Annotated in this window: 17 protein-coding genes; 15 read left to right on the plus strand and 2 right to left on the minus strand. The window is 64.3% G+C overall.

What is annotated here, in order from left to right:
- The first annotated feature begins 109 nt into the window (after window positions 1–109).
- Genes SKZ59_RS16070 through SKZ59_RS16080 form a run of 3 tightly spaced genes read left to right on the plus strand, consistent with a single transcriptional unit; the run spans window position 110 to window position 4249 of the window.
- Window positions 110–1594 (plus strand): NCS1 family nucleobase:cation symporter-1, encoded by a 1485-nt coding sequence (locus tag SKZ59_RS16070; RefSeq protein WP_319992325.1) that lies wholly within the window; start codon window positions 110–112, stop codon window positions 1592–1594.
- 17 nt (window positions 1595–1611) lie between these two features.
- Window positions 1612–3003 (plus strand): dihydropyrimidinase, encoded by a 1392-nt coding sequence (gene hydA, locus SKZ59_RS16075; protein ID WP_319992326.1) that lies wholly within the window; start codon window positions 1612–1614, stop codon window positions 3001–3003.
- 10 nt (window positions 3004–3013) lie between these two features.
- Complete coding sequence (locus SKZ59_RS16080; protein WP_319992327.1) at window positions 3014–4249, plus strand: Zn-dependent hydrolase; 1236 nt, start codon at window positions 3014–3016, stop codon at window positions 4247–4249.
- A gap of 2 nt (window positions 4250–4251) precedes the next feature.
- Here the strand turns inward: SKZ59_RS16080 and SKZ59_RS16085 are convergent, their stop codons facing one another.
- Both SKZ59_RS16085 and SKZ59_RS16090 read right to left on the minus strand, forming a co-directional pair.
- On the minus strand, window positions 4252–6006 hold the full coding sequence (locus SKZ59_RS16085; RefSeq protein ID WP_319992328.1) for an allantoate amidohydrolase: 1755 nt from the start codon (window positions 6004–6006) through the stop codon (window positions 4252–4254).
- A gap of 72 nt (window positions 6007–6078) precedes the next feature.
- Window positions 6079–7017 (minus strand): LysR family transcriptional regulator, encoded by a 939-nt coding sequence (locus SKZ59_RS16090; RefSeq protein ID WP_319992329.1) that lies wholly within the window; start codon window positions 7015–7017, stop codon window positions 6079–6081.
- 131 nt (window positions 7018–7148) lie between these two features.
- Here SKZ59_RS16090 and SKZ59_RS16095 point away from each other — a divergent pair, with 131 nt between their 5' ends.
- From SKZ59_RS16095 to SKZ59_RS16150, 12 genes are all read left to right on the plus strand, one after another.
- Window positions 7149–8381, plus strand: coding sequence for a urate hydroxylase PuuD (locus tag SKZ59_RS16095; RefSeq protein ID WP_319992330.1), 1233 nt, complete (start codon window positions 7149–7151; stop codon window positions 8379–8381).
- Window positions 8378–9613, plus strand: a complete 1236-nt coding sequence (locus SKZ59_RS16100; RefSeq protein WP_319992331.1) for a M20/M25/M40 family metallo-hydrolase — start codon at window positions 8378–8380, stop codon at window positions 9611–9613. The genes SKZ59_RS16095 and SKZ59_RS16100 overlap by 4 nt, the downstream gene beginning before the upstream one ends.
- Before the next feature lie 57 nt (window positions 9614–9670).
- Window positions 9671–10585 carry a LysR family transcriptional regulator gene (locus SKZ59_RS16105; protein ID WP_219330066.1) on the plus strand — a complete coding sequence of 305 codons (915 nt, stop codon included), beginning with the start codon at window positions 9671–9673 and terminating at the stop codon, window positions 10583–10585.
- A gap of 174 nt (window positions 10586–10759) precedes the next feature.
- On the plus strand, window positions 10760–11431 hold the full coding sequence (locus tag SKZ59_RS16110) for a DUF4286 family protein (RefSeq protein ID WP_319992332.1): 672 nt from the start codon (window positions 10760–10762) through the stop codon (window positions 11429–11431).
- A gap of 108 nt (window positions 11432–11539) precedes the next feature.
- Window positions 11540–12868 carry an MFS transporter gene (locus SKZ59_RS16115; RefSeq protein ID WP_319992333.1) on the plus strand — a complete coding sequence of 443 codons (1329 nt, stop codon included), beginning with the start codon at window positions 11540–11542 and terminating at the stop codon, window positions 12866–12868.
- A 4-nt stretch (window positions 12869–12872) separates the two neighbouring features.
- A complete protein-coding gene (locus SKZ59_RS16120; protein WP_319992334.1) occupies window positions 12873–13550 on the plus strand; it encodes a DUF2848 domain-containing protein in 678 nt (225 codons plus the stop codon).
- 4 nt (window positions 13551–13554) lie between these two features.
- Window positions 13555–14904, plus strand: coding sequence for an amidase (locus tag SKZ59_RS16125; protein ID WP_319992335.1), 1350 nt, complete (start codon window positions 13555–13557; stop codon window positions 14902–14904).
- 128 nt (window positions 14905–15032) lie between these two features.
- On the plus strand, window positions 15033–16325 hold the full coding sequence (locus SKZ59_RS16130) for a paraquat-inducible protein A (protein ID WP_413774565.1): 1293 nt from the start codon (window positions 15033–15035) through the stop codon (window positions 16323–16325).
- Complete coding sequence (locus tag SKZ59_RS16135) at window positions 16318–17949, plus strand: intermembrane transport protein PqiB (RefSeq protein ID WP_319992337.1); 1632 nt, start codon at window positions 16318–16320, stop codon at window positions 17947–17949. The genes SKZ59_RS16130 and SKZ59_RS16135 overlap by 8 nt, the downstream gene beginning before the upstream one ends.
- Complete coding sequence (locus SKZ59_RS16140; RefSeq protein ID WP_070303397.1) at window positions 17946–18542, plus strand: membrane integrity-associated transporter subunit PqiC; 597 nt, start codon at window positions 17946–17948, stop codon at window positions 18540–18542. The genes SKZ59_RS16135 and SKZ59_RS16140 overlap by 4 nt, the downstream gene beginning before the upstream one ends.
- 47 nt (window positions 18543–18589) lie before the next feature.
- Window positions 18590–18997 (plus strand): DUF2946 domain-containing protein, encoded by a 408-nt coding sequence (locus SKZ59_RS16145; RefSeq protein WP_319992338.1) that lies wholly within the window; start codon window positions 18590–18592, stop codon window positions 18995–18997.
- 77 nt (window positions 18998–19074) lie between these two features.
- Entirely contained in the window at window positions 19075–21198 is a 2124-nt protein-coding gene (locus tag SKZ59_RS16150) for a TonB-dependent receptor family protein (RefSeq protein WP_319992339.1), read from the plus strand.
- The last annotated feature ends 7 nt before the right edge of the window (window positions 21199–21205 follow it).

Consider the following 21205-nt stretch of genomic DNA (forward strand, 5'->3'; position numbering starts at 1 on the left):
CGTGCGTTTTATTTGTAAACAGCGGCCGGCCTTTGCGGTAAGCTAGATCGACTTAAAGGTCGCGCCGTTTCTATAAAACCGATTCCCTCCCAACCGATGGAGCATACCTGTGAACCACGACTATTCAGGCAACACGCAACTCTGGAATGAAGACCTGGCGCCCACCACTGCGGCGCAGCGCACCTGGCGCTGGTATCACTTTGCCGCGCTGTGGGTCGGCATGGTGATGTGCATTCCCGCCTACACCCTGTCGGCCAGTTTGATCGACAGCGGCATGTCCGGTTACCAGGCCGTGCTCACGGTATTTCTCGCCAACGCCATCGTGCTCCTGCCCATGCTGCTGATCGGCCATGCTGGCACCAAGTACGGCATCCCGTATGCCGTGCTGGCGCGCGCCTCGTTCGGTACCATGGGCGCTCGCTTGCCCGCCCTGATGCGCGCCATCGTCGCCTGCGGCTGGTACGGCATCCAGACCTGGTTCGGCGGGCAGATGATCTACACCCTGATGGGCGTACTGGTGGGCCATGAGCTGGGCGGCGAGAAGATCGCGGGCCTGGGCATCAACGGCAGCCAGCTGCTGTGCTTTTTGGCGTTCTGGGCCATCCAGTTCTATTACATCCTGCACGGCATGGAATCGATCCGCAAGCTGGAAACCTACACGGCGCCGCTGAAAATCCTCATCTGCTTCGTGCTGCTGTACTGGGTGCACAGCAAGGCCGGCGGCGTGGCCAGTCTGCTGGACCAGCCATCGCAGTTCATCCCCGGCGGCAAAAAGGCGGGCCAGTTCTGGAGCGTCTTCTGGCCATCGCTGACGGCCATGGTGGGCTTCTGGGCCACCTTGGCATTGAACATCCCCGATTTCACGCGCTTCGCCAAGACGCAGCGCGACCAGGTGATCGGCCAATCGATCGGCTTGCCCGTGCCCATGGGTCTCCTGGCCATGCTGGCCGTGATCGTCACGGCGGGTTCCGTTGTAATGTACGGCAAGGCCATCTGGGACCCTGTCGACCTGGCCAGCCGCATGACGGGCGCCGCCGTGCTGATCGCCCTGATCATCCTTTTGATCGATACGGTCAGCGTCAACCTGGCGGCCAATCTGGTGGGCCCGGCGTACGACTTTTCCTCGCTGGCGCCGAAGCAGATTTCGTACAAGATGGGCGGCTACATCACGGCCTTCATCGCCATCGTCATGATGCCGTGGAAGGTGCTCGAGTCGACGCAGGGCTATATCTTCACGTGGCTGATCGGCTACTCGGCCCTGCTGGGACCCATCGCCGGCATCCTCATCGTCGACTATTATTTTGTGCGCAAGACGCAGCTTGATGTGAAGCAGCTGTACCGCGACGACGGCGTCTACTCGTATGGCAATGGCTGGAACATGGCGGCGCTGATTGCCTTTGTTATCGCCGTGCTGCCGAACATCCCGGGCTTTTTGAATGCGGCCTTTCCCACGGCGTTTCCCGGCGTGGCCGAAGGCTTTAAAACCATCTACACCTACGCCTGGTTCGTGGGCGTGGCCATCGCCGCCGTCGTGTACGGCGCCATGATGAAGGGCAAGGCCGTGGCGCACGTGCAGCAGGCGCCGCAGTCGTAATCACTGAAGGAGACAAGATGACTACACTGATACGTGGCGGTACCGTCGTCAACGCCGACCGCGCGTTTCGCGCCGATGTGCTGATCGAGGGTGACATCATCGCCGCCGTCGGCGAGAACCTGGCCGTACCGGCAGGGGCTACCGTGATCGACGCGGGCGGCCTGTACGTGATGCCGGGCGGGATCGACACGCACACGCACATGAATTTACCCTTCATGGGCACCGTAACGTCCGACGATTTTTTCACGGGCACGGCGGCGGGGCTGGCGGGCGGCACCACCACCATCATGGACTTCGTCATTCCCGCGCCGAAGCAATCCTTGATCGAGGCCTATCACCAATGGCGCGAGTGGTCGGCCAAGGCGGCCGGCGACTATACCTTCCACGTGGCGATCACATGGTGGAGCGAGCAGGTACATGAAGAGATGGGCACCCTCGTGCGCGAGCATGGCGTGAACAGCTTCAAGCACTTCATGGCCTACAAGAACGCCATCATGGCCGACGATGAAACCCTGGTGAAAAGCTTTACCCGTTCGCTGGAGTTGGGCGCCCTTCCTACCGTGCATGCGGAAAACGGCGAGCTGGTTTTTCAGTTGCAGCAAGCGTTGCTGAAAAAAGGCATCACCGGACCGCAGGCGCATCCGCTGTCGCGCCCACCGGCCGTGGAAGCGGAGGCGGCCAACCGCGCCATCGCCATTGCCAACGTCCTCAATACCCCCGTGTACATCGTGCATGTCTCGTGCGCCGAGTCGCTCGACGCCATCACACGGGCGCGTGCCAACGGCCAGCGCGTGTATGGCGAGGCGCTGGCGGGCCACTTGGTGATCGACGACAGCGTCTACCAGAGCGATGATTTCGATTACGTGGCCGGCCACGTCATGAGCCCGCCATTCCGCGGCAAGCACCATCAATCGGCCCTGTGGCATGGTCTGCAAAGCGGCAACCTGCACACGACGGCCACCGACCACTGTACCTTCTGCGCCGAGCAGAAGGCGGCCGGCAAGGACGACTTCACGCGCATCCCGAACGGCTGCGGCGGCGTCGAGGAACGCATGGCCGTCGTGTGGGACGCTGGCGTCAATTCCGGCATGCTCACGCCTTCCGAATTCGTCAAGGTCAGTTCCAACAATGCGGCACAGATTTTCAATATGTATCCGCGCAAGGGTGTCATCGCCGCAGGCAGCGACGCCGACATCGTGCTGTGGGACCCGCAGGGCACGCGCACCATTTCCGCCGCCACGCAGTTCGCCAAGGGAGGCTTCAACGTCTTCGAAGGGCGCACCGTGCGCGGCATCCCCAGCACCACGATTGCCGCCGGCAAGGTGGTGTTTCACCAGGGTGAATTGATGGCCGTCGAAGGGGCGGGGCGCTATATCGAGCGTCCTGCCTTTTCCGCCACGGCCGCATAAGGAGTTGACGATGGATGCATTGCGTATCAACGGCGAACGATTGTGGGCGGCCCTGATGGAGCTGGCGCAGATCGGCGCGACAGCGAAGGGCGGCGTCAAGCGCCTGGCCCTGACGGAGCTGGACAAGCAGGGACGCGACCTGGTGGTGGGCTGGGGGCGCGAAGCGGGCATGAGCATCACGATTGACCAGATCGGTAATGTCTTCATGCGCCGTGACGGCGTAGATAACACCTTGCCGCCCGTGATGACGGGCAGCCATATCGACACGCAACCGACTGGCGGCAAGTTCGATGGCAACTACGGCGTGCTGGCCGGACTGGAAGTGGTGCGCACACTGAACGATCTGAAGATCAAGACGCAGGCGCCCATCGAAGTGGCCTTCTGGACCAACGAGGAAGGCTCGCGTTTCGTGCCCGTGATGATGGGTTCCGGCGTATTTTGCGGCGCCTTTTCGCTCGAAACGGCGTATGCAGCGAAAGACACGGAAGGCAAAACCGTGGGCGAGGAACTGGCGCGCATCGGATACAAGGGCGAGCAGGTGCCGGGCGACCATCCGATCGGCGCCTACTTTGAAACGCATATCGAACAGGGCCCCGTGCTGGAAGATGCCGATAAAGTCATCGGCGTCGTGCCTGCCGTGATGGGCTTGTCGTGGTACGACTGTGTGGTGACGGGCATGGAAGCGCATGCGGGTCCCACCCCCATGGGCTTGCGCAAGGATGCGCTGCAGGTGGCCACCACCATCATGCAGGAAGTGGTGGCGATTGCCAACCGCTACCCGCCGTACGGGCGCGGCACGGTGGGCATGGTGCAGGTGTTCCCGAACAGCCGCAACGTGATTCCCGGCGAGGTCAAATTCAGCATCGACCTGCGCAACGTGAACGACGAACTGCTCAACACCATGCATGGCGAGATCACGGCCTTCATCGACGCCACGCGCGACAGGACGGGCCTGGGCATTTCACTGGAAAGGGTGTCCTACTACCCGCCATGCCCGTTCCACCCCGACTGCGTGGGCGCCGTGCGCAACGCCACGGAAAAACTCGGCTACTCCGTGATGGACGTGGTCTCCGGCGCCGGCCACGACGCCATCTACGCGGCCCGGCTGGCTCCGGCCGGCATGATCTTTGTACCGTGCAAGGACGGCATCAGCCACAATGAAATCGAGGACGCCAAACCCGAGCACCTGGAAGCGGGCTGCAACGTGCTGCTGCACGCGATGCTGGAGCGGGCCGTGGCGGTATAACCTTATGGCTTCGGCTGGAAGCCGCGCAAAAACGCCAGCAGCGCGCGCGCCGCGATGTCGGCGTCGTCGGCCGTCATGGTTTCCAGCGGGTTGTGGCTGATGCCGCCATTGCCGCAGCGGGTAAACAGCATGGCCACGTCGGTGATGGCGGCCATGGCCATGGCGTCGTGGCCGGCGCCCGACAGCAGCGCATACGGTTCGATGCCGACCGATTCCACGGCTTGCGCAAGCTGGGCCATCAGCCACGGTGCACACGGCGCCGCACGTGCCGACAGCAGCAGTTCCAGCTGATAGTCGATCTGGCGCCGCGCGCAGATGGCGGCGATGCCATCCAAAATGTCGTCGACGGCTGCCTGGCGCACGGCATCAACGGCTGCGCGGATATCGAGCGACAGGGTGCAGGCGCCGGCGATCACGTTGACGGAGCCGTTGGGCACGTGCAGCTGGCCCACGGTGCCCACCAGCGCCTCGCCCTGGCTGCAGCGCTGCTCCACCAGCAGGATGATTTCGGCGGCCGCGCTGGCCGCGTCCTTGCGCATGGTCATGGGCGTGGTGCCCGCGTGGCTGGCCACGCCGCCAAGATTGACCAGGTAGCGCGAGCTGCCGGCAATCGCCGTGACGATCCCCAGCGGCAGATCGCGCTCGAGCAGCACGGGACCCTGCTCAATATGCACTTCCACATAGCCGAGCAAGCTGGCGGGATCGCGTGCGATGGCGCCGATGGCGCCCGCCTCGTGGCCGGCGGCGGCCAGCGCGTCGCGCATGCTCACGCCGTCCGCGTCTAACTGCTCCAGCAGCGACACGTCGAAGTTGCCCGTGACGGCCGTGCTGCCCAGGAACGTGCTCTTGAAGCGCACGCCTTCCTCTTCGGCGAAGCCGACGACCTCGAAGTGAAACGGCAGCTTTTCGCCCCGTTCGTGCAGGTGGCGCACGACGGCAATCGGCAGCACGATGCCCAGCCGGCCATCGTACTTGCCGCCGTTGCGCACCGTGTCGTAGTGCGATCCCGTCATCAGGGTTTTTGCATCGGGGATATCGGACAGATAGCGGCCGACGACATTGCCGACGGCGTCGATGTGTACCTGCATGCCAGCCTCCCGCATCCAGTCGGCCAGCTGCGCGGCCGTTTTCTGGTGCGCCGGTGTCAGGTAGGCGCAGGTCAGGTTGTAATCGCTGTCGCTCCAGCCAGCCAGGGTTTCGGCCTGCTGCATGATGGCCGGGCCGAAGTCCAGGCGCACGTCGAACAGCTCGTTCAGGCGCAGCTCGGCGATGCGCTTGATCTGCCGCAGCGACTCGGCCAGTTCATCGGCGTGGCGGTTCTTCAGGCGGCGCGTAAACGTGGCGATGATGTCCTGGCGCGTCAAGCCTTCGCCCGTCGGGCCCTTGACGGCCAGGATGAAGGGAAAGCCGAACTTGGCGTTGTAGTCGCTGTTCAGGCGCTGCAGGGTGGAAAATTCGTCGGCGCTGCACAGGTTCAGGCCGGACTTGGCCTGTTCGCGCGTCGATTCCGCCGTCAGTTGCCCCGCGATGGCGGCTTTGCCGGCCAGCTCCGGGTGGGCGCGGATCAGCCCCAGCTGCTCTTCGGGCGAGGCTTGCGCCAGCACGCGCTGCAGTTCCGTCTTGAGTGCCGTCAGGCTGGCAAACGGCCGGGCGGTGGCCGCGCGCTGGGCGATCCAGGGCGAATGTTCGTAGATGCCGTGCAGGTGCGCGATAAAATCGGCCTGGCTGCCGGCGTTCAGGTCTGAAAGGGTGGTCATGGTTTTCCGATCATGCAAGCGGTGATGATAGCGCCCCGTTCTGCGTCCATTATATGCGCGCGCTGATAGCGGCTATCGCTGCACCAGCGCCTTGGCGGCCGCGCTGACCTGGTCGCGCAGCCATTTGTGCTCGGGCGCCTGGTGCACGCGCTGGTGCCACAGCTGGTAAAAGCGCATCGGCGGAAATTTCAGGGGTACGGTGTACGTTTTCAGCGGCAGGGTCTTTTCATAGAAGCGCATGAATTGCCGGCCCGTGGTCAGCACGAGATCCGTCTGCGTCAGCATGTAGGGAATCAGGCCGAAATACGCCGATTCCACCACCACGTTGCGCTGCAGGTTTTGCCGTTCGAGGAAGGAATCGATCACGCCGTGGTAGCCGGGCATCATCTGCGACGGCGCCACGTGGGGCAGGCTCAGATAGTCGTTGAGGGTCATCGCGTCGCTGGCCGTGCGCCGCGCATAGGCGTTTTCCGCATGCATGGCGCAGATGATGGGGTCTTCGAACAGCTTCGAGATGTGCAGGTGCGCGGGCGGCTCGTCCCAGTTGGCGATGACCAAGTCCAGGCCACCATCGGACAACTGGCGGATATGGTCGATGCCCGGCCCCAGGCTATGCAGCACGACGCGGCTTTTCGGCGAACCGCGGCGCAGCAGGGCCACGACGTTGGGCAGGAACTGGCTGTCCAGGTAGTCGGGTGCGGCGATATGGAAGGTGCGCGCCTCTTCCTGCGCCACGAACGGCGTCTTCTTGACGAACAGGCTCTCCGTCTGGTCGAGGATGCGCTTGGCCGGATTGAGCAGGCTTTCGCCATGCTGGGTCGGCACCATGCCGCGCGCGCCGCGCACCAGCAGCGGGTCGCCCGTCAATTCTCTAAGCTTGCGCAGGGAGGCGGAAATCGAAGGCTGCGGCTGGTTGAGCTTCAATGCCACGCGCGAGACATTCTTTTCCACCAGCAGCAGGTAAAGGATGCGGATCAGGTGCAGGTCGAGGTGTTGCGGCAGGCTGGACATGTGGCGGCGGCTCTGTTGTATATCGATTTGAATATGTCAAATATACGATATTTTTCATGTGATGGGCGGTAAATCCGTTTATCTTGTGTAGATTGGCACGAATATTGGTTCGGTCTGACTAGAGGAAATTTATGGAAGTATTTGCCTACCTGATCCCGTACGGCCTTGAGTGGCTGAACCTGATCGTCCGCTGGCTGCACGTCATCACGGGCATCGCCTGGATCGGTGCTTCCTTCTATTTCGTCTGGCTCGACAACTCGATCCGCCCGCCCGCGCCCGGCTCCGAGCTGGCGAAGAAGGGCGTGTCGGGAGAATTGTGGGCCGTGCATGGCGGCGGCTTCTACAACCCGCAAAAATACCTGGTGGCGCCCGCCGAACTGCCGAAGGAGCTGCACTGGTTCAAGTGGGAAGCGTATTCCACGTGGCTGTCTGGTTTCGCGCTGCTGACGATTGCCTACTACTTCAATGCGCAGGCCATGATGATCGACAAGGCCGTGGCGGACATCTCCAGCGGCCAGGCCGTCGGCATCGGCATCGCCACCCTCGTCATCGGCTGGATCGTGTACGACCTGCTGTGCCGCTCGAAGCTGGCGCAATATGAACTGTGGTTCGGCGTGACGGTGTTCGCGTTGATCGTCGGCGCCGCCTACGTGCTCACGCATTTGCTCAGCGGGCGTGCCGCCTACATCCACGTGGGCGCCATGATCGGCACCATCATGGTGGCCAATGTGCTGATGCTGATCATTCCCGGCCAACGCAAGATGGTCGAGGCCATGGCCGCCGGCAAGCTGCCCGACCCGAAGCATGGCTTGAAGGCCAAGCAGCGCAGCGTGCATAACAATTATTTCACGTTGCCCGTGCTGTTCATCATGATCAGCAACCACTACGCGATGACTTACCGGAACGACCACGCGTGGCTGGTGCTGGCGCTGATCATGGCGGCCGGCGTCTTCATCCGCCACTTCTTCAACCTGCGCCACAAGGGGCGTGTCGAGTGGCGTTATCCGGCTCTCGGCGTGGCGTTGCTGCTGGCTGTTGCCGTCGCCATCGCACCGAAGGCGCCAGCACCGGTAGCTGCCGTGGCCGCAGTGGACCCGTCCGCGCAGTTCAAGGCCGTGCATGCCATCATCGCCCAGCGCTGTGCCACCTGTCATTCGGCCCAGCCCACGCAGCCCGGCTTCGCCACGGCGCCGGCCGGCATGATGTTCGATAATGAAATGGAAATACGCCAGCACGCGGCGCAAATCTACAAGCAGGCCATCGAGCTGAAAGCCATGCCGATCGGGAACCTGACCAATATGACGGAGGCCGAGCGCAGCGAGCTTGGCGCCTGGCTGCAACAGACCATGCAAGGAGCAAAATGACTACGCACGCAGAAAAAATCACGGCCTGGATCGACGAACACTTCGACGAGGAAGTCGCATTTTTACAGAAGGTGGTGCAGCAGCCGACGGATACGCCGCCCGGCAATAACGGGCCCCATGCGGACCTGGTGGCGCAGCTGCTGCAGGCGTATGGCTGGAACGCTGAAAAGCATGCCGTCCCAAAGGACCAGGTCGAGGCATATGGCATGCAGAGCATCACCAACCTGATCGTGCGCCGCCCTTATGGCGCGGGCGGGCCGACCGTGGCCCTGAATGCGCATGGCGACGTGGTGCCGCCCGGCGACAACTGGACGTATCCGCCGTACGGCGGCCAGATCGACGATGGCTATATCTATGGCCGCGCGACGGCCGTGTCGAAAGGCGATTTCGCCACCTATGTGTTTGCCGCGCGCGCGCTCGAAGCCCTGGGCATTCCCTTGAAGGGCCAGCTGGAACTGCATTTTACGTACGACGAGGAATTCGGCGGCTTGCTGGGGCCGGGCTGGCTGCTGGAACAGCAGCTGACGAAGCCCGATTTCGTCATCGCCGCCGGTTTCAGCTACGGCATCGTCACGGCGCACAACGCCTGCCTGCAGCTGGAAATCACCGTGCACGGCAAGTCGGGCCACGGCTCGATGCCGGAGACGGGGCACGACGCGCTGCAGGCGGCCAACAAGATCCTCAATGCGATCTATGGCCAGCTGCCGGAGCTGAAAAAGATCAAGTCCAAAGTGGCCGGCATCGACTCGCCCACCATGCTCGTGGGCCGCATCGATGGCGGCACGAATACCAATGTGGTGCCAGGCAAGGTCGTCATGAAGATGGACCGCCGCATGATTCCCGAAGAAGACCCGGTGGCGGTGGAGGCGCAGGTGCGCGCGCTGATCGAGGACGCCGTGCGCGGCGAGCCTGGCATCCGCCTCGAGATCCGTCGCCTGCTGCTGTCGCACGCGCTGCGGCCCTTGCCCGGTTCCGAACAGCTGGTCGGCAGCCTGCAGAAAAACGCGCAAGCGATTCTGGGCGAGACCATTCCCGCCGTCGGCACGCCCCTGTATGCGGATGCGCGCCTGTATGGCGAGCGTGGCATTCCTGCCGTGCTGTATGGCGCCGGCCCGCGCACGGTGCCAGAGTCGAACGCGAAGAAGGCCGACGAGCGCCTGGCGCTCGACGATTTGCGCAAGGCGAGCAAGATCGTGGCCCTGACCCTGCTCGACTTCCTGGGCGAGAAATAGGGCGGGTGCTTTGGCTTACAATGGGGCGGACACTCAACCTGTGAAGAAGAGCCCCCATTGAATACCCGTTTTCTCGAAGCGTTTGTCTGGGCTGCGCGGCTGGGCAGCTTTCGCACGGCGGCCGACAAGCTGCACATCACGCAGGCGGCCATCTCGAACCGCATCGCGTCGCTGGAGCAGGATTTCGGCACGCGTTTGTTCGACCGCGACGCGCGTGAAATCCGCCTGACCTTTGCCGGGCGCAATCTGCTCGTGTACGCCGAACGCATGCTGGAACTGTGCCGCGACATGTATGCGGCCAATTCCTCGCCCGCGCTGATCACGGGCGAGGTGCGCATCGGCGTCATCGAAACCATCGTGCATACCTGGCTGATCCCGTTCCTGCAGCGCGTGCAGGAGCGCTATCCGGGCATCGAGATTCAGCTGACGTCGGAATCGACGCGGCGCCTGCACGAACAGCTGCAGCAGGGCGAACTCGATATCGCGCTGCAGACGGACATGCTGACGGGCGACCATATCCGCAGCACGGGCAGCGGCGCCATCGCCATGGGCTGGGCCGGCAGGGCCGCCGACTGGCCCGACACGGGCAAGCCATATACGGTGGCGCAACTGGCGCAGCATCCGATCATCACCATGAACCGGGGCTCGCAGCCGCATTCCGCTTTAAAGGCGCTGTGCCAGGACGAGGGCGTGCAGCTGGGACGGGTCCATTGCGTCAGCTCGATCTCCGCCATCGTGCGCCTGGTCAAAGCGGGCTTCGGTATCGCCGTGCTGCCGCTGGCGCCCCTGCGCGAGGAAATCGAACAGGGCCACATCGCCCTGATTCCCTGCACCAGCAGCCTGGCGCCGCAGCGCATCGTCATCAGTTACAGCGAAGACATCACCACGGAAGCGATCCAGTTGGTGGCCATGCTGGCGTGCGAGGAGGCGGCCCGATTCAGTGTGGGGCTCGCGGAGGAGTACGGAGCTTGACGCTGTGGCGTAGTTCTGATTAGCGCCCAGGCGCGTAATCCGACAACATTTTTGGCCTCATCCCCACCCACAAGAAAAACTTATCAGTCGCGTTCAGAATAACCCGTTTGCCAAGTGATGGCGTGCCACCTATTCTGGGTTGGCACACCACCCATAACGCAGAACGGAACCATCATGACGACGTCCCCCACCTTGCCAGGCTTGCTGTTTGTCTGGACCAGCGCCGACCCCGAACACGAACGCGATTTCAACCGCTGGTACGACCGCGAACACGTGGAAGAGCGCGTGCGCATTCCCGGCTTCGTCAGCGGCACGCGCTACCAGAGCGTGCGCGGCCCGCGCAAATACCTGGGCCTGTACCGCACCGTGTCGCTGGGCGCTTTCCAGACGCCCGACTACTTCAAGGCTTTCGGCCAGCAGACGCCATGGTCGCTGACGAACTTGCAGCGCATGGTCGATCCGATGCGCCGTGTATGTGCCATCGAGGCGGAAACGGGCATGGGCACGGGCGCCTGGCTGGCCGTTCTGCGCCTGGGCGCGCCAGCCATCGGCCAGGATGCGCAAGCCGTGGACGCCATGGCCGCGCTGGGAACGAAGCTGCTGCAGAACGACGGCGTCATCGCCACGCGCCTGCTGACACCGGACGCGAATCTGTCCGGCCCCTTGCCGGCGGAACGGACGGAGGGCCGCGTGCTCGACCCGATTTTCCTGATCGACGCGTCGTCCGAAAGTGCCGCCATGGCGGCCGCCAATGCCGCCAGCGCGGCGCTGGGACTCGATGCGGAACAGGCGGCCATCCTGCAGTTGTCCTGGCAATTGCGCGAGGCGGACCTGCACGCGGCCTGACACGGCCGCGGGCATCTTGCCGGCACCGATAACACGAGACACGGGCCACGGCGCAGGGCAAAGCATCCTGCGCCGGGCCTGCAATAAAACTGACGAGAGAGGTAGGCTATGACCACATATACGAACGCTGCGCATCCGGCAGCCCAGGCACCGGGCGAGAAGGCCACGGCGGCCAAGACGGGCCGCCTGGCCACGGCCAGCATGGTCGGCACGACCCTGGAATGGTATGACTTCACCGTCTACAACACCATGGCCGCGCTGATTTTCAACCACCTGTTCTTTCCCTCGTTCGACCCGCTGACGGGCACCATCCTGGCCTTTTCCACATATGCGGTCGGCTACATCTCGCGCCCTATCGGCGGCGTGATCTTCGGCCATCTGGGCGACAAGCTGGGGCGCCGCTGGGTGCTGGTCGTGACCCTGATGCTGATGGGCGTGACGACGGGCTTGATGGGCCTCTTGCCGACGTACGCGACGGCCGGCATCTGGAGCCCCATCCTGCTGGTGGCATTGCGTTTCGTGCAGGGCATCGCCTTGGGCGGCGAATGGGCGGGCGCCGTGCTGATCTCCGTCGAACACGGGGCGCCGGACAAGCGTGGCCGCAACGCCTCGTGGACGCAGGTGGGACCGTCGTTCGGCACCTTGTTGGCGACCGGCTGCATCGGCCTGATCACCTACCTTCTGCCGCATGAGGCGTTCATGGATTGGGGCTGGCGCATGCCGTTCATCGCCAGTCTGCTGCTGGTGGCGTTCGGCATGTGGATACGCAGCGGCATCGAGGAAACCCCGCTGTTCAAGGAACTCGACCAGCAGGATGCGAAGGCGGAAGCGCCGATCGGCGACGTGCTGCGCGTGTACTGGCGCCGTCTGCTGATCGCCGGCGGCGTGCGTATCGGCTCGGACGTGCTGTATGCGCTGGTGGTGGTGTTCACCCTGACGTATGTGACAACGGTGCTGCATTTGTCGTCAACCCTGGCGCTGACGGCCATCATGGTCGGCACGGCGTGCAATGCGCTGGCGGTGCCCGTGTTTGGCACGCTGTCGGACAAGATCGGCCGCCGCCCCGTGTATGCGCTGGGCGCCATCCTGGGCCTCGTGTGGGCGTTTGCCTTCTTCACCTTGTTAGACACGGCCAGCCCGGCCGCCATCGTCACGGCCGTCGTCGTGGGCCTGGTCATCCACGCCATCATGTACGGCCCGCAAGCGGCCTTCGTCATCGAGCAGTTCCCCACCAAGGTGCGCTATGCGGGTTCCTCGCTGGCCTACACCCTGGCCGGTGTCATCGGCGGCGGTTTCGCCCCGCTCGTCATCGCCAGTCTGTACCGTTCGTACAACAGCACCGTGGCCGTCTCGCTGTACGTGGCGGCGGCCTTGCTGATCACCGGCGCCGCCGTCTTTGCGGCGCGCGAAACGGGCCGCGGCCCTCTTGAGGAATAACATCATGACGACATTGCGTTTTCAACTGGCCGGCCACGGCCCCGTCACCTTCGATATCGACCGCCTGATCATTGCCGGCTGGACGGGCCGCGACATGGCGATGGTGGAACACCATATCGCCGAACTGGAAGCCATCGGCGTGGCGCGCCCGAAAAGCGTGCCCACGTTTTACCGCGTCTCGGCGGCATTGCTCTCGAGCGACGCCGCCATCGAAGTGCCGGGCGGCGATTCCTCGGGCGAAGCGGAATTCGTGCTGTTTTCCACGGAATACGGCCTGCTGGTGGGTATCGGTTCCGATCATACGGACCGCAAGGTGGAAAGCTATGGCGTGACGGTGTCGAAGCAGATGTGCGGCAAGCCCGTGGGCGGCACCTTGTGGCGCTATGCCGACGTGGCCGGCCACTGGGACCAGCTGCAGATGCGTTCCTGGCGCGAGCGTGCCGGCGTGCCGGCCCTGTACCAGGACGGTCCCGTGACGCGCATGCTGTCGCCGGAAGACCTGATTCAGCGCTACACGGGGCAGGCGACTCTGCCCGTGGGCAGCGCCATGTTTTGCGGCACGCAACCGATCATCGGCGAGATGGGCCATGGCGACGCGTTCGCGCTGGAGCTGTATGATCCAGCCTTGCAGCGCCGCCTGCAGCACCGCTATGCCGTGCAAACCCTGCCCGTGGAAGGATAAAACAATGACCAAGACCATCCGAGAACTGGCCGCCGACCTGGCCGCCGGCCGCATCACCAGCGTGGCGCTGACACAGCAGATGCTGGCGCGCGCCGAAGCGCACCGGGCGCAGGGCGGCCATGCCTATGTCAGCCTCGATGGCGAACAGGCGCTGATGGAGGCGCGGGCCAGCGATGCGGCGCGCGCCGCCGGCATCGTTGCCTCGCCGCTGGCCGGCGTGCCCATCTCGATCAAGGACCTGTTCGACGTCAAAGGGCAAGCCAGCAGCGCCGCCTCGCTGGCGCTGGCCGGCGCGCCGCCCGCCGAGGCAGACGCGGGCGCCGTGGCGCGCCTGCGCGCGGCCGGCGCCGTCCTGCTGGGCCGCACCAATATGAGCGAATTCGCGTTTTCCGGCCTGGGCCTGAATCCCCATCACGGCACGCCGCGCAATCCGCACGACGGCGGGCGCGTGGCGGGCGGCTCCACCTCGGGCGGCGCCGTGACGGTGGCGCTGGACATGGCGGCCGGCGCACTGGGCACGGACACGGGCGGCTCGATCCGCATCCCGTCCGCCTTTTGCGGCCTGACGGGCTTCAAGCCGACGGCGGCGTCCGTGTCGCTGGCCGGCACCGTGCCCTTGTCGCGCTCCCTCGATTCGGCCGGCCCCATCGCGCACAGCGTCGACTGCTGCGCCATTTTGTACGCGGCCTTGTCGGGCCATGACGTCGACGCGCAGGCGCCGGCATTGAAAGGCTTGCGCTTCGGTTTTACCCTGGACTACGTCGGTACGCACGTGGAGCCGCAGGTGCAGCAGGCTTTCGACGCGGCGCTGGACCAGCTGCGGCAAGCGGGCGCCCTGGTGGAGCAGTTCGATTTTCCTGAGTTGCTGGAACTGCCGGGTATCAATGGCGGTGGCGGCCTGGTGGCGGCGGAAGCCTGGCACTGGCACAGGGCGCTCCTGGAAGAGAAGGGCGCGCAGTACGACCAGCGCGTGGCGGCGCGCATCCGCCGCGGCCAGCAGCAGGGCGCAGCGGACTACATCGATTTACTTGATGCGCGCGCGCGCCTGATCGCCATCGCGGAGCAGCGCCTGGCGCCATACGACGCCTGGCTGATGCCCAGCGTAGCCATCGTCGCGCCGCAGGTCGCGCCATTGGAATCGGATGACGCCACCTTCTTTGCCACGAATGGCCTCGTACTGCGCAACGCCAGCGTGATCAACTTCCTCGACGGCTGCGCGCTGTCCTTGCCGTGCCATGCGGACGGCGAACTGCCCGTGGGGCTGGGCATTTGCGGCCTGGCCGGCGCGGACGATCAAGTGCTGCAAATCGGCCGCGCCGTGGAGGCGCTGCTGCGGGGGCGTGGAAAAGAATAGTGCCGTAGTGCAGGAAAATGCCAACTCTGTCATGATGGCTGGCATTAACATGGGAAAGTCGCGCTTCGGGCGCTGGCAAACTTCACACTGTGCACCGATACGACCTGATTAGCTGTCATGACTGCGGCGTGCTGTACCGCAAACGTCCGCTGCGTCCCCGCGAAAAGGCGCGCTGTATCCGTTGCCGCTCGGTGCTGTACCGGGGCGCGCACGCGCGCGGCGCATCGGCCGAATTGACCAAGGTGGTGGCGCTGACCCTGGGCGCCGCCTTCGTCTTCCTGATCGCCCAGTTTTTCCCCATCGTCGAACTCGATGTCAATGGCCTGACCTCCAGCGCCACCTTGCTCGGTTCCATCCGCGTGCTGTGGTACGAGCAGATGCACATCGTGGCGGCGATGGTCTTCCTGTTTACCATCCTCTTTCCCGCCATCGAACTCGGTTCCCTGCTGTATGTGGCGCTGGGCTTGCGCTGCGGCGTCAAGGTGCCGGGCTTTAACCGCGTGCTGCGCGCCGTGCAGACGGCGCGCGAATGGGGCATGACGGAGGTGCTGATGATCGGCATCCTGATCACCGTCGTCAAGATGACCAGCCTGGCCACGGTGCTGCCGCAACCTGGCTTGTTCGCGTTTGGCGCGCTGACCCTGATGCTGGCCATCGTCGTCTCGTTCGACCCCAAGGCCCTGTGGAACCTGGGCGACGACCTGACCCGCCAGGCGCTGCCCGGCATGCGCTACAAGGCCTTCGCTCCGGGTGAGAAGGTGGTTCCCTGCCATGCCTGCGGCCTGGTGGCACCGCCCCTGGGCAAGGGCAGGCACCTGGCGTGCGTGCGCTGCGGCACGGCCCTGCACGTGCGCAAACCGGACAGCATCAACCGTACCTGGGCCTTGCTGATCGCCGCCATGATCCTCTACATTCCCGCCAACCTGCTGCCCGTGATGGTGACGCAATCGCTGTTCGGCGCACAGGACGACACCATCATGAGCGGCGTGGTGCTGTTCTGGACCAGCGGCTCGAAGGGCCTGGCCATCATTATTTTCATCGCCAGCGTGGTCGTGCCGATGCTGAAACTGGGCGTGCTGGCGCTGCTGGCGTTCACGGCGCAGCGGCGTTCGCGCTGGCGGCCGCGCCAACGCACCATTTTGTACCGCATGGTCGAATTCATCGGCCGCTGGTCCATGCTCGACATCTTTGTCGTCACCCTGACGGTGGCGCTGGTGCGCTTCAAGTCGCTGGCCGTGATCACGGCCGGACCCGGCGCGCTGGCCTTTGGCGCCGTGGTGGTGCTGACCATGCTGGCGGCGATGCAGTTCGACCCGCGCCTGATCTGGGATCCCGTTGACGACAAGGCGGCCGAGGATGAAGAACGCGGCAGCGCAGAAAATACCGGAAACAATACAGTGATTGGAGAACAGCATGGCTGACAAAGAAACGGGCGACCTTGCCGAAACCGGCGCACGGCCTTTGCCCGAACCCGATGTGGACTCGGCCAGCCGCTGGCTACCGTCGCTGGTGTGGCTCATTCCGCTGCTGGCCGCGCTGATCGGCGCCGGCCTGGCCGCCAAGTCCATCCTCGACCAGGGACCCACGGTGACGGTCAGCTTCAAGAGCGCCGAAGGCCTGGAGCCGGGCAAGACCAAGGTCAAGTACAAGGATGTCGATATCGGCCAGGTGCGCGCCATCACCCTGGGCGACGACTTGAGCAAGGTGCTGGTGACGATCGACATGAGCAAGGAAGCGCGCCGCTTCGCCACCGCCGATTCGCGTTTCTGGGTGGTGCGTCCGCAGATCGGTGCCAGCGGCGTGACAGGGCTGGGCACCTTGCTGTCGGGCGCCTACATCGGCGTCGACACGGGCAAGTCGGAAGCCAAAAAGGAGAACTTCATCGGCATGGAGAGCCCGCCCGCCGTGGCGGGAGACCAGAAGGGCAAGCTGTACACCTTGCATGCGGACAGCCTCGGCTCCGTCGACGTGGGCTCGCCCCTGTTCTTCCATCGCCTGCGCGTGGGCAAGGTGGTCAGCTTCGCGCTGGACAAGGATGGCAACGGCATCACCATGTCGGTTTTCGTCAATGCGCCGTACGACCAGTTTGTCGGCAAGGATGCGCGCTGGTGGCATGCCAGCGGCGTCGACGTGCGCCTCGATTCGAACGGTTTTAAACTGAATACGCAATCGCTGGCCGCCATGCTGGTGGGCGGTATCGCCTTCGAGGCGGAAAATGGCCGCAAACCCGTCGAACCGGCGCCGGCCGGCACCAACTACCGCCTGGCGGCCGACGAGGCCAGCGCCATGCGCGAGCCCGATGGCGAGGCGATCACCACCGTGTTCTATTTCGACCAGTCCCTGCGCGGCTTGCAGCCTGGCGCCACGGTGGACTTCCGCGGCATCGTGCTGGGCGAGGTGCGTTCGGTCGGCATCGAATTTGACCCCGTGAAGAAGAACTTCCGCATGCCCGTCACCGTCAACCTGTACCCGGCCCGCCTGGGCATGCGCTTCAAGGCCGCCGTCGACGATGAGGAAGGCTCGGCCGGCCACCAGCTGCTCGAACGCATGGTCAGCCGTGGCTTGCGCGCCCAGCTACGCACGGGCAACCTGCTGACCAGTCAGCTGTACATCGCGCTCGACTTCTTCCCGAAAGCGCCGAAGGTGGCGCTCGATCCGAACAAATACCCGCTGGAAGTGCCGACCGTGCCGAATACCCTCGATGAATTGCAGACGCAGATCGCCAGCATCGCCCGCAAGCTCGATCAGGTGCCGTACGCGGAGATCGGCAATAACCTGAACGCCACCATCAAGCAGGCCAATACCCTGTTCAAGCAGCTCGATGGCCAGGTGGTGCCGGAAATGCGCGACACCCTGACGGCGGCGAAACAGACTTTTGGTTCGGCCGAACAGGTGCTGCAAAAGGATTCGCCGCTGCAGTCGGACGTGCGCCAGGCCTTGCAGCAGCTGACGCAAACCCTGCAGTCGCTCAATGCCCTGTCGGATTACCTGGAACGTCATCCCGAGTCCCTGATCCGCGGTAAAAAAGGAGATGAAAAAAAATGATGAAACCGATTTTTTCCGCGCTGCTGGCGGCCAGTCTGCTGGGCGCCTGCTCCACGCCCCAGCCCGAGCATTTCTATACGCTGAGCGGCGGTGCCGACGCGCAGCCGGCCAAGCCCGTCAAATATTATGTCGAGGTGCTGGCCGTCAGCGTGCCGCAGCAGGTGAGCCGCAACCAGTTCGTCGTGACGGCGCCATCTGGCCGCATCGAACTGCTGGAGCAGCAGCGCTGGGCGGGGCCGCTGGCAGGCGAGATCGGCCAGGCCTTGTCGACGGCCGTGACGAACGATCTGGGCGCCATCGATGTGTTCCGCACGCCATACCCGGACAAGCTGCCCGTATACCGCATCAGCACCAATGTGCAGCGCTTCGAGTCGGTGATGGGCCAGTACGCGCTGATCGACGCCGTGTGGAGCGTGCGCCAGCTGGCCAGCAACAAGGTGGTCACTTGCCGCACGATCGCCAATGAAAAGGTGGGCGCCGGCTACGATGAACTGGTGCTCGGCCACCGCCGGGCCGTGAACCGCATCGCCGCCGATACGGCAAGCGTCGTGCGCGCTTTTGACAGCGGCAACGCCGCCTGCCCGGCCGCCTGAGCCGCTTTCCGCTACCCAGTCCCGGCGGCCGCTGGTAAAATGCGGCCATGGGAATGACCTTGTTCACGCGCCGCTTCGCCGCCTGGATCGCCTGTTTCGCGATCCTGCTGGCGGCGCTCGCGCCATCGATTTCCCAGGCCGTCGCCAACGCCAAGCAGGAATCCGGCTCCGGTTGGGCGGAAATCTGCTCGGTGGCCGGCATCCGTTTTGTCCAGCTTGTGCAGGCCGGTGACGGCGCCGCCGATGAAAAGTCAGGCGACAAGGTCATGCAGATGGAGCATTGCGCCTTCTGTTCCACGCATGCGGGCTCCGTCGGCCTGCCGCCGACCAGCCCCGTGCTGCCGCTGCTTGTGGCCAGCGGCACGGCCATTTTCCCATCCCTGTACTACCAGTCACCCGCACCGCTGTTCATCTGGTCCACCGCGCAATCGCGCGCTCCGCCCGCTCTCGCCTGAGTTTTTGCATTTTCAATGCTGGCGCCGTCCACCTTGGCGTGTGACGCGCCGCATCCGCACACTTAGACGAGAATCACATGAACAAGAAATTACTGGTGCTGGCCGCGGCCATCACCGTGGCTTACCCGTGCGCGCAGGCGCAGCAACCTGACCAAACTGATCACGCCATCGACACCGTCGTCGTTTCCGGCTCGCGCGCGCAATCGTGGCTGTCCGAAACGCCGCAAGCGATCGGCGTCGTCAATGCCAAAACGCTGGAACGCGACAAGCCCAAGACCATGGGCGATATCCTCAACCGCATCGCCGGCGTGTACTGGAATGACCTGGGCAACGAACAGCACAGCATGAGCATCCGCCAGCCCATCGGCACGAATGCCGTCTACCAGTACCTGGAAGACGGCATTCCCATCCGTCCGCTGGGCGTCTTCAACCACAATTCTCTCAACGAGATGAACATGGCGGGAGCCAGCGGCGTGGAGGTGGTGAAGGGCGCCGCTTCCTCGCTGTACGGCAGCAATGCCGTCGGCGGCGCCGTCAATTTCCTCACGGCCGGCGCCAGCGCGACACCGACGGCAAGCGTGGGCGTGCGGCGCGATAACGTGGGCGGCTACACGCGCTACGACACGGCCGCCAGCGATACCTGGGGCCCGCTGGGACTGCGCTTTTCCCATTACAGTTCGCGCCGCTCGCGCGACAACTGGCAAGAGTACAGCTATGGCGACAAGGATTCGTTCTCGCTGCGCGCCGACTATGCGCTCAGCCCCACGTCGCAGCTGCGCGCCACCATCGTCCACACGGATCTCGATGCGGCCATGACGGGCAGCCTGTTCGAGAACGACTACCGCCGCAATCCCGGCAAAAGCCTGAATACGTTCACCTACCGCAAGGACAGGAGCACGCGCATGAATCTGGCATGGGAAGGGCAGACGACGGCCAATGGCACCAGCACCGTCACCGTGTTTACGCGCAAGAACGACCATGGGCAGCTTCCCGCGTATTCCATCGGCAGTTGCGCGGGACTGCTGTGCAAGGGCGTCATCAACAACAACCACGTCGATTCACTGGGGCTGGACGTGAAGCACCAGCAGGAATTCGCCTGGCTGCGTTCGCGCCTGATCGCCGGCGTGTATGTCGACAAGAGCGACAATCCCTTTGTCAGCGATAACCTGTCCATCGTGCGCGATGCGGCCACGGGCCGCTACCTGCGCTACTCGCTGGCCAATGCGTCCAATCCGCAGGGCGTGCGCGACTACCAGACGGACATCCTCAACACGGCCGTCTTCGCACAGTGGGAATTTACGCCGCTGGCCGGCACGCGTGTGGTGCTGGGCGGCCGTTCGGACGCCATCCGCTACGACTACCATAACAGGCTGGCGCCGGGCGGCAGCGCCAGTTACGGCGCGCCCGACGAGTCGCGCAGCTTTTCGCATGTGAGTCCGAAGCTGGGCGCCACCTACGCCATCGGCCATGCGGGCAGCGCGTATGCAAACGTCAGCCAGGGTTTCACGCCGCCCGAAGTGAGCCAGCTGTATGGCAAGACGGGCATCGCCAACTTGCAGCCGTCCATCTACAACAACTATGAGCTGGGCTTGCGCTGGGCTTTTTTGCAGGGGCGTTTGAAACTCGATACGGCCCTGTACCGGCTCGACGGGCGCGACACCATCGTCAGCTATACCGTGTCACCGGGGAATAGCGAAAACCGCAATGCGGGGCGCACGCGCAGCGAGGGGCTGGAGCTGGGCCTGAACTATGACAGCGGCCCGTTCGACGCGCGCTTCGCCACGGCCATTGCGCGCCACCGCTACCTGCGCTACCAGGTGTCCTCCAGCCTCGATTACAGCGGCCGCACCATGCCGCAGGCGCCGCGCGACATCACCTCGTTCGAGGTCGGCTACAAGCCTGTGGCGGGCGCGCGTATCGCGCTCGAAGCCGTGCACCAGGGCCGCTACTGGATGAACAACGCCAACACGGTGGAGTACAAGGGGCATGCGCTGCTGAATCTGCGCGCCAATTATCAGCTCGCGCGCGGGGTGGAAGCGTGGGCGCAGGTGCGCAATCTGATGGATAAGCGCTACGCCGATTCGGCTAGCAGCAGTTACGCGGGCACGGGCAGCTACGCGGCCAATACGCAGAACCAGTACACGCCCGGTGCGCCGCGCAGCGTGATGCTGGGCCTGTCCTATACCTATAGCGCACTGTGAGGACGGC

Origin of the sequence: Janthinobacterium sp. GMG2, assembly GCF_033949445.1 — a bacterium.
GTDB classification, from domain to species: Bacteria; Pseudomonadota; Gammaproteobacteria; order Burkholderiales; family Burkholderiaceae_D; genus Janthinobacterium; species Janthinobacterium aestuarii.

Coding starts and splice junctions, on each gene's coding strand:
- hydA (WP_319992326.1), top strand. CDS start 1,612: ATGACTACACTGATACGTGGCGGTACCGTCGTCAACGCCGACCGCGCG.
- SKZ59_RS16120 (WP_319992334.1), top strand. CDS start 12,873: ATGACGACATTGCGTTTTCAACTGGCCGGCCACGGCCCCGTCACCTTC.
- SKZ59_RS16110 (WP_319992332.1), top strand. CDS start 10,760: ATGACGACGTCCCCCACCTTGCCAGGCTTGCTGTTTGTCTGGACCAGC.
- SKZ59_RS16090 (WP_319992329.1), bottom strand. CDS start 7,017: ATGTCCAGCCTGCCGCAACACCTCGACCTGCACCTGATCCGCATCCTT.
- SKZ59_RS16100 (WP_319992331.1), top strand. CDS start 8,378: ATGACTACGCACGCAGAAAAAATCACGGCCTGGATCGACGAACACTTC.
- SKZ59_RS16145 (WP_319992338.1), top strand. CDS start 18,590: ATGGGAATGACCTTGTTCACGCGCCGCTTCGCCGCCTGGATCGCCTGT.
- SKZ59_RS16150 (WP_319992339.1), top strand. CDS start 19,075: ATGAACAAGAAATTACTGGTGCTGGCCGCGGCCATCACCGTGGCTTAC.
- SKZ59_RS16140 (WP_070303397.1), top strand. CDS start 17,946: ATGATGAAACCGATTTTTTCCGCGCTGCTGGCGGCCAGTCTGCTGGGC.
- SKZ59_RS16115 (WP_319992333.1), top strand. CDS start 11,540: ATGACCACATATACGAACGCTGCGCATCCGGCAGCCCAGGCACCGGGC.
- SKZ59_RS16125 (WP_319992335.1), top strand. CDS start 13,555: ATGACCAAGACCATCCGAGAACTGGCCGCCGACCTGGCCGCCGGCCGC.
- SKZ59_RS16095 (WP_319992330.1), top strand. CDS start 7,149: ATGGAAGTATTTGCCTACCTGATCCCGTACGGCCTTGAGTGGCTGAAC.
- SKZ59_RS16135 (WP_319992337.1), top strand. CDS start 16,318: ATGGCTGACAAAGAAACGGGCGACCTTGCCGAAACCGGCGCACGGCCT.
- SKZ59_RS16085 (WP_319992328.1), bottom strand. CDS start 6,006: ATGACCACCCTTTCAGACCTGAACGCCGGCAGCCAGGCCGATTTTATC.
- SKZ59_RS16080 (WP_319992327.1), top strand. CDS start 3,014: ATGGATGCATTGCGTATCAACGGCGAACGATTGTGGGCGGCCCTGATG.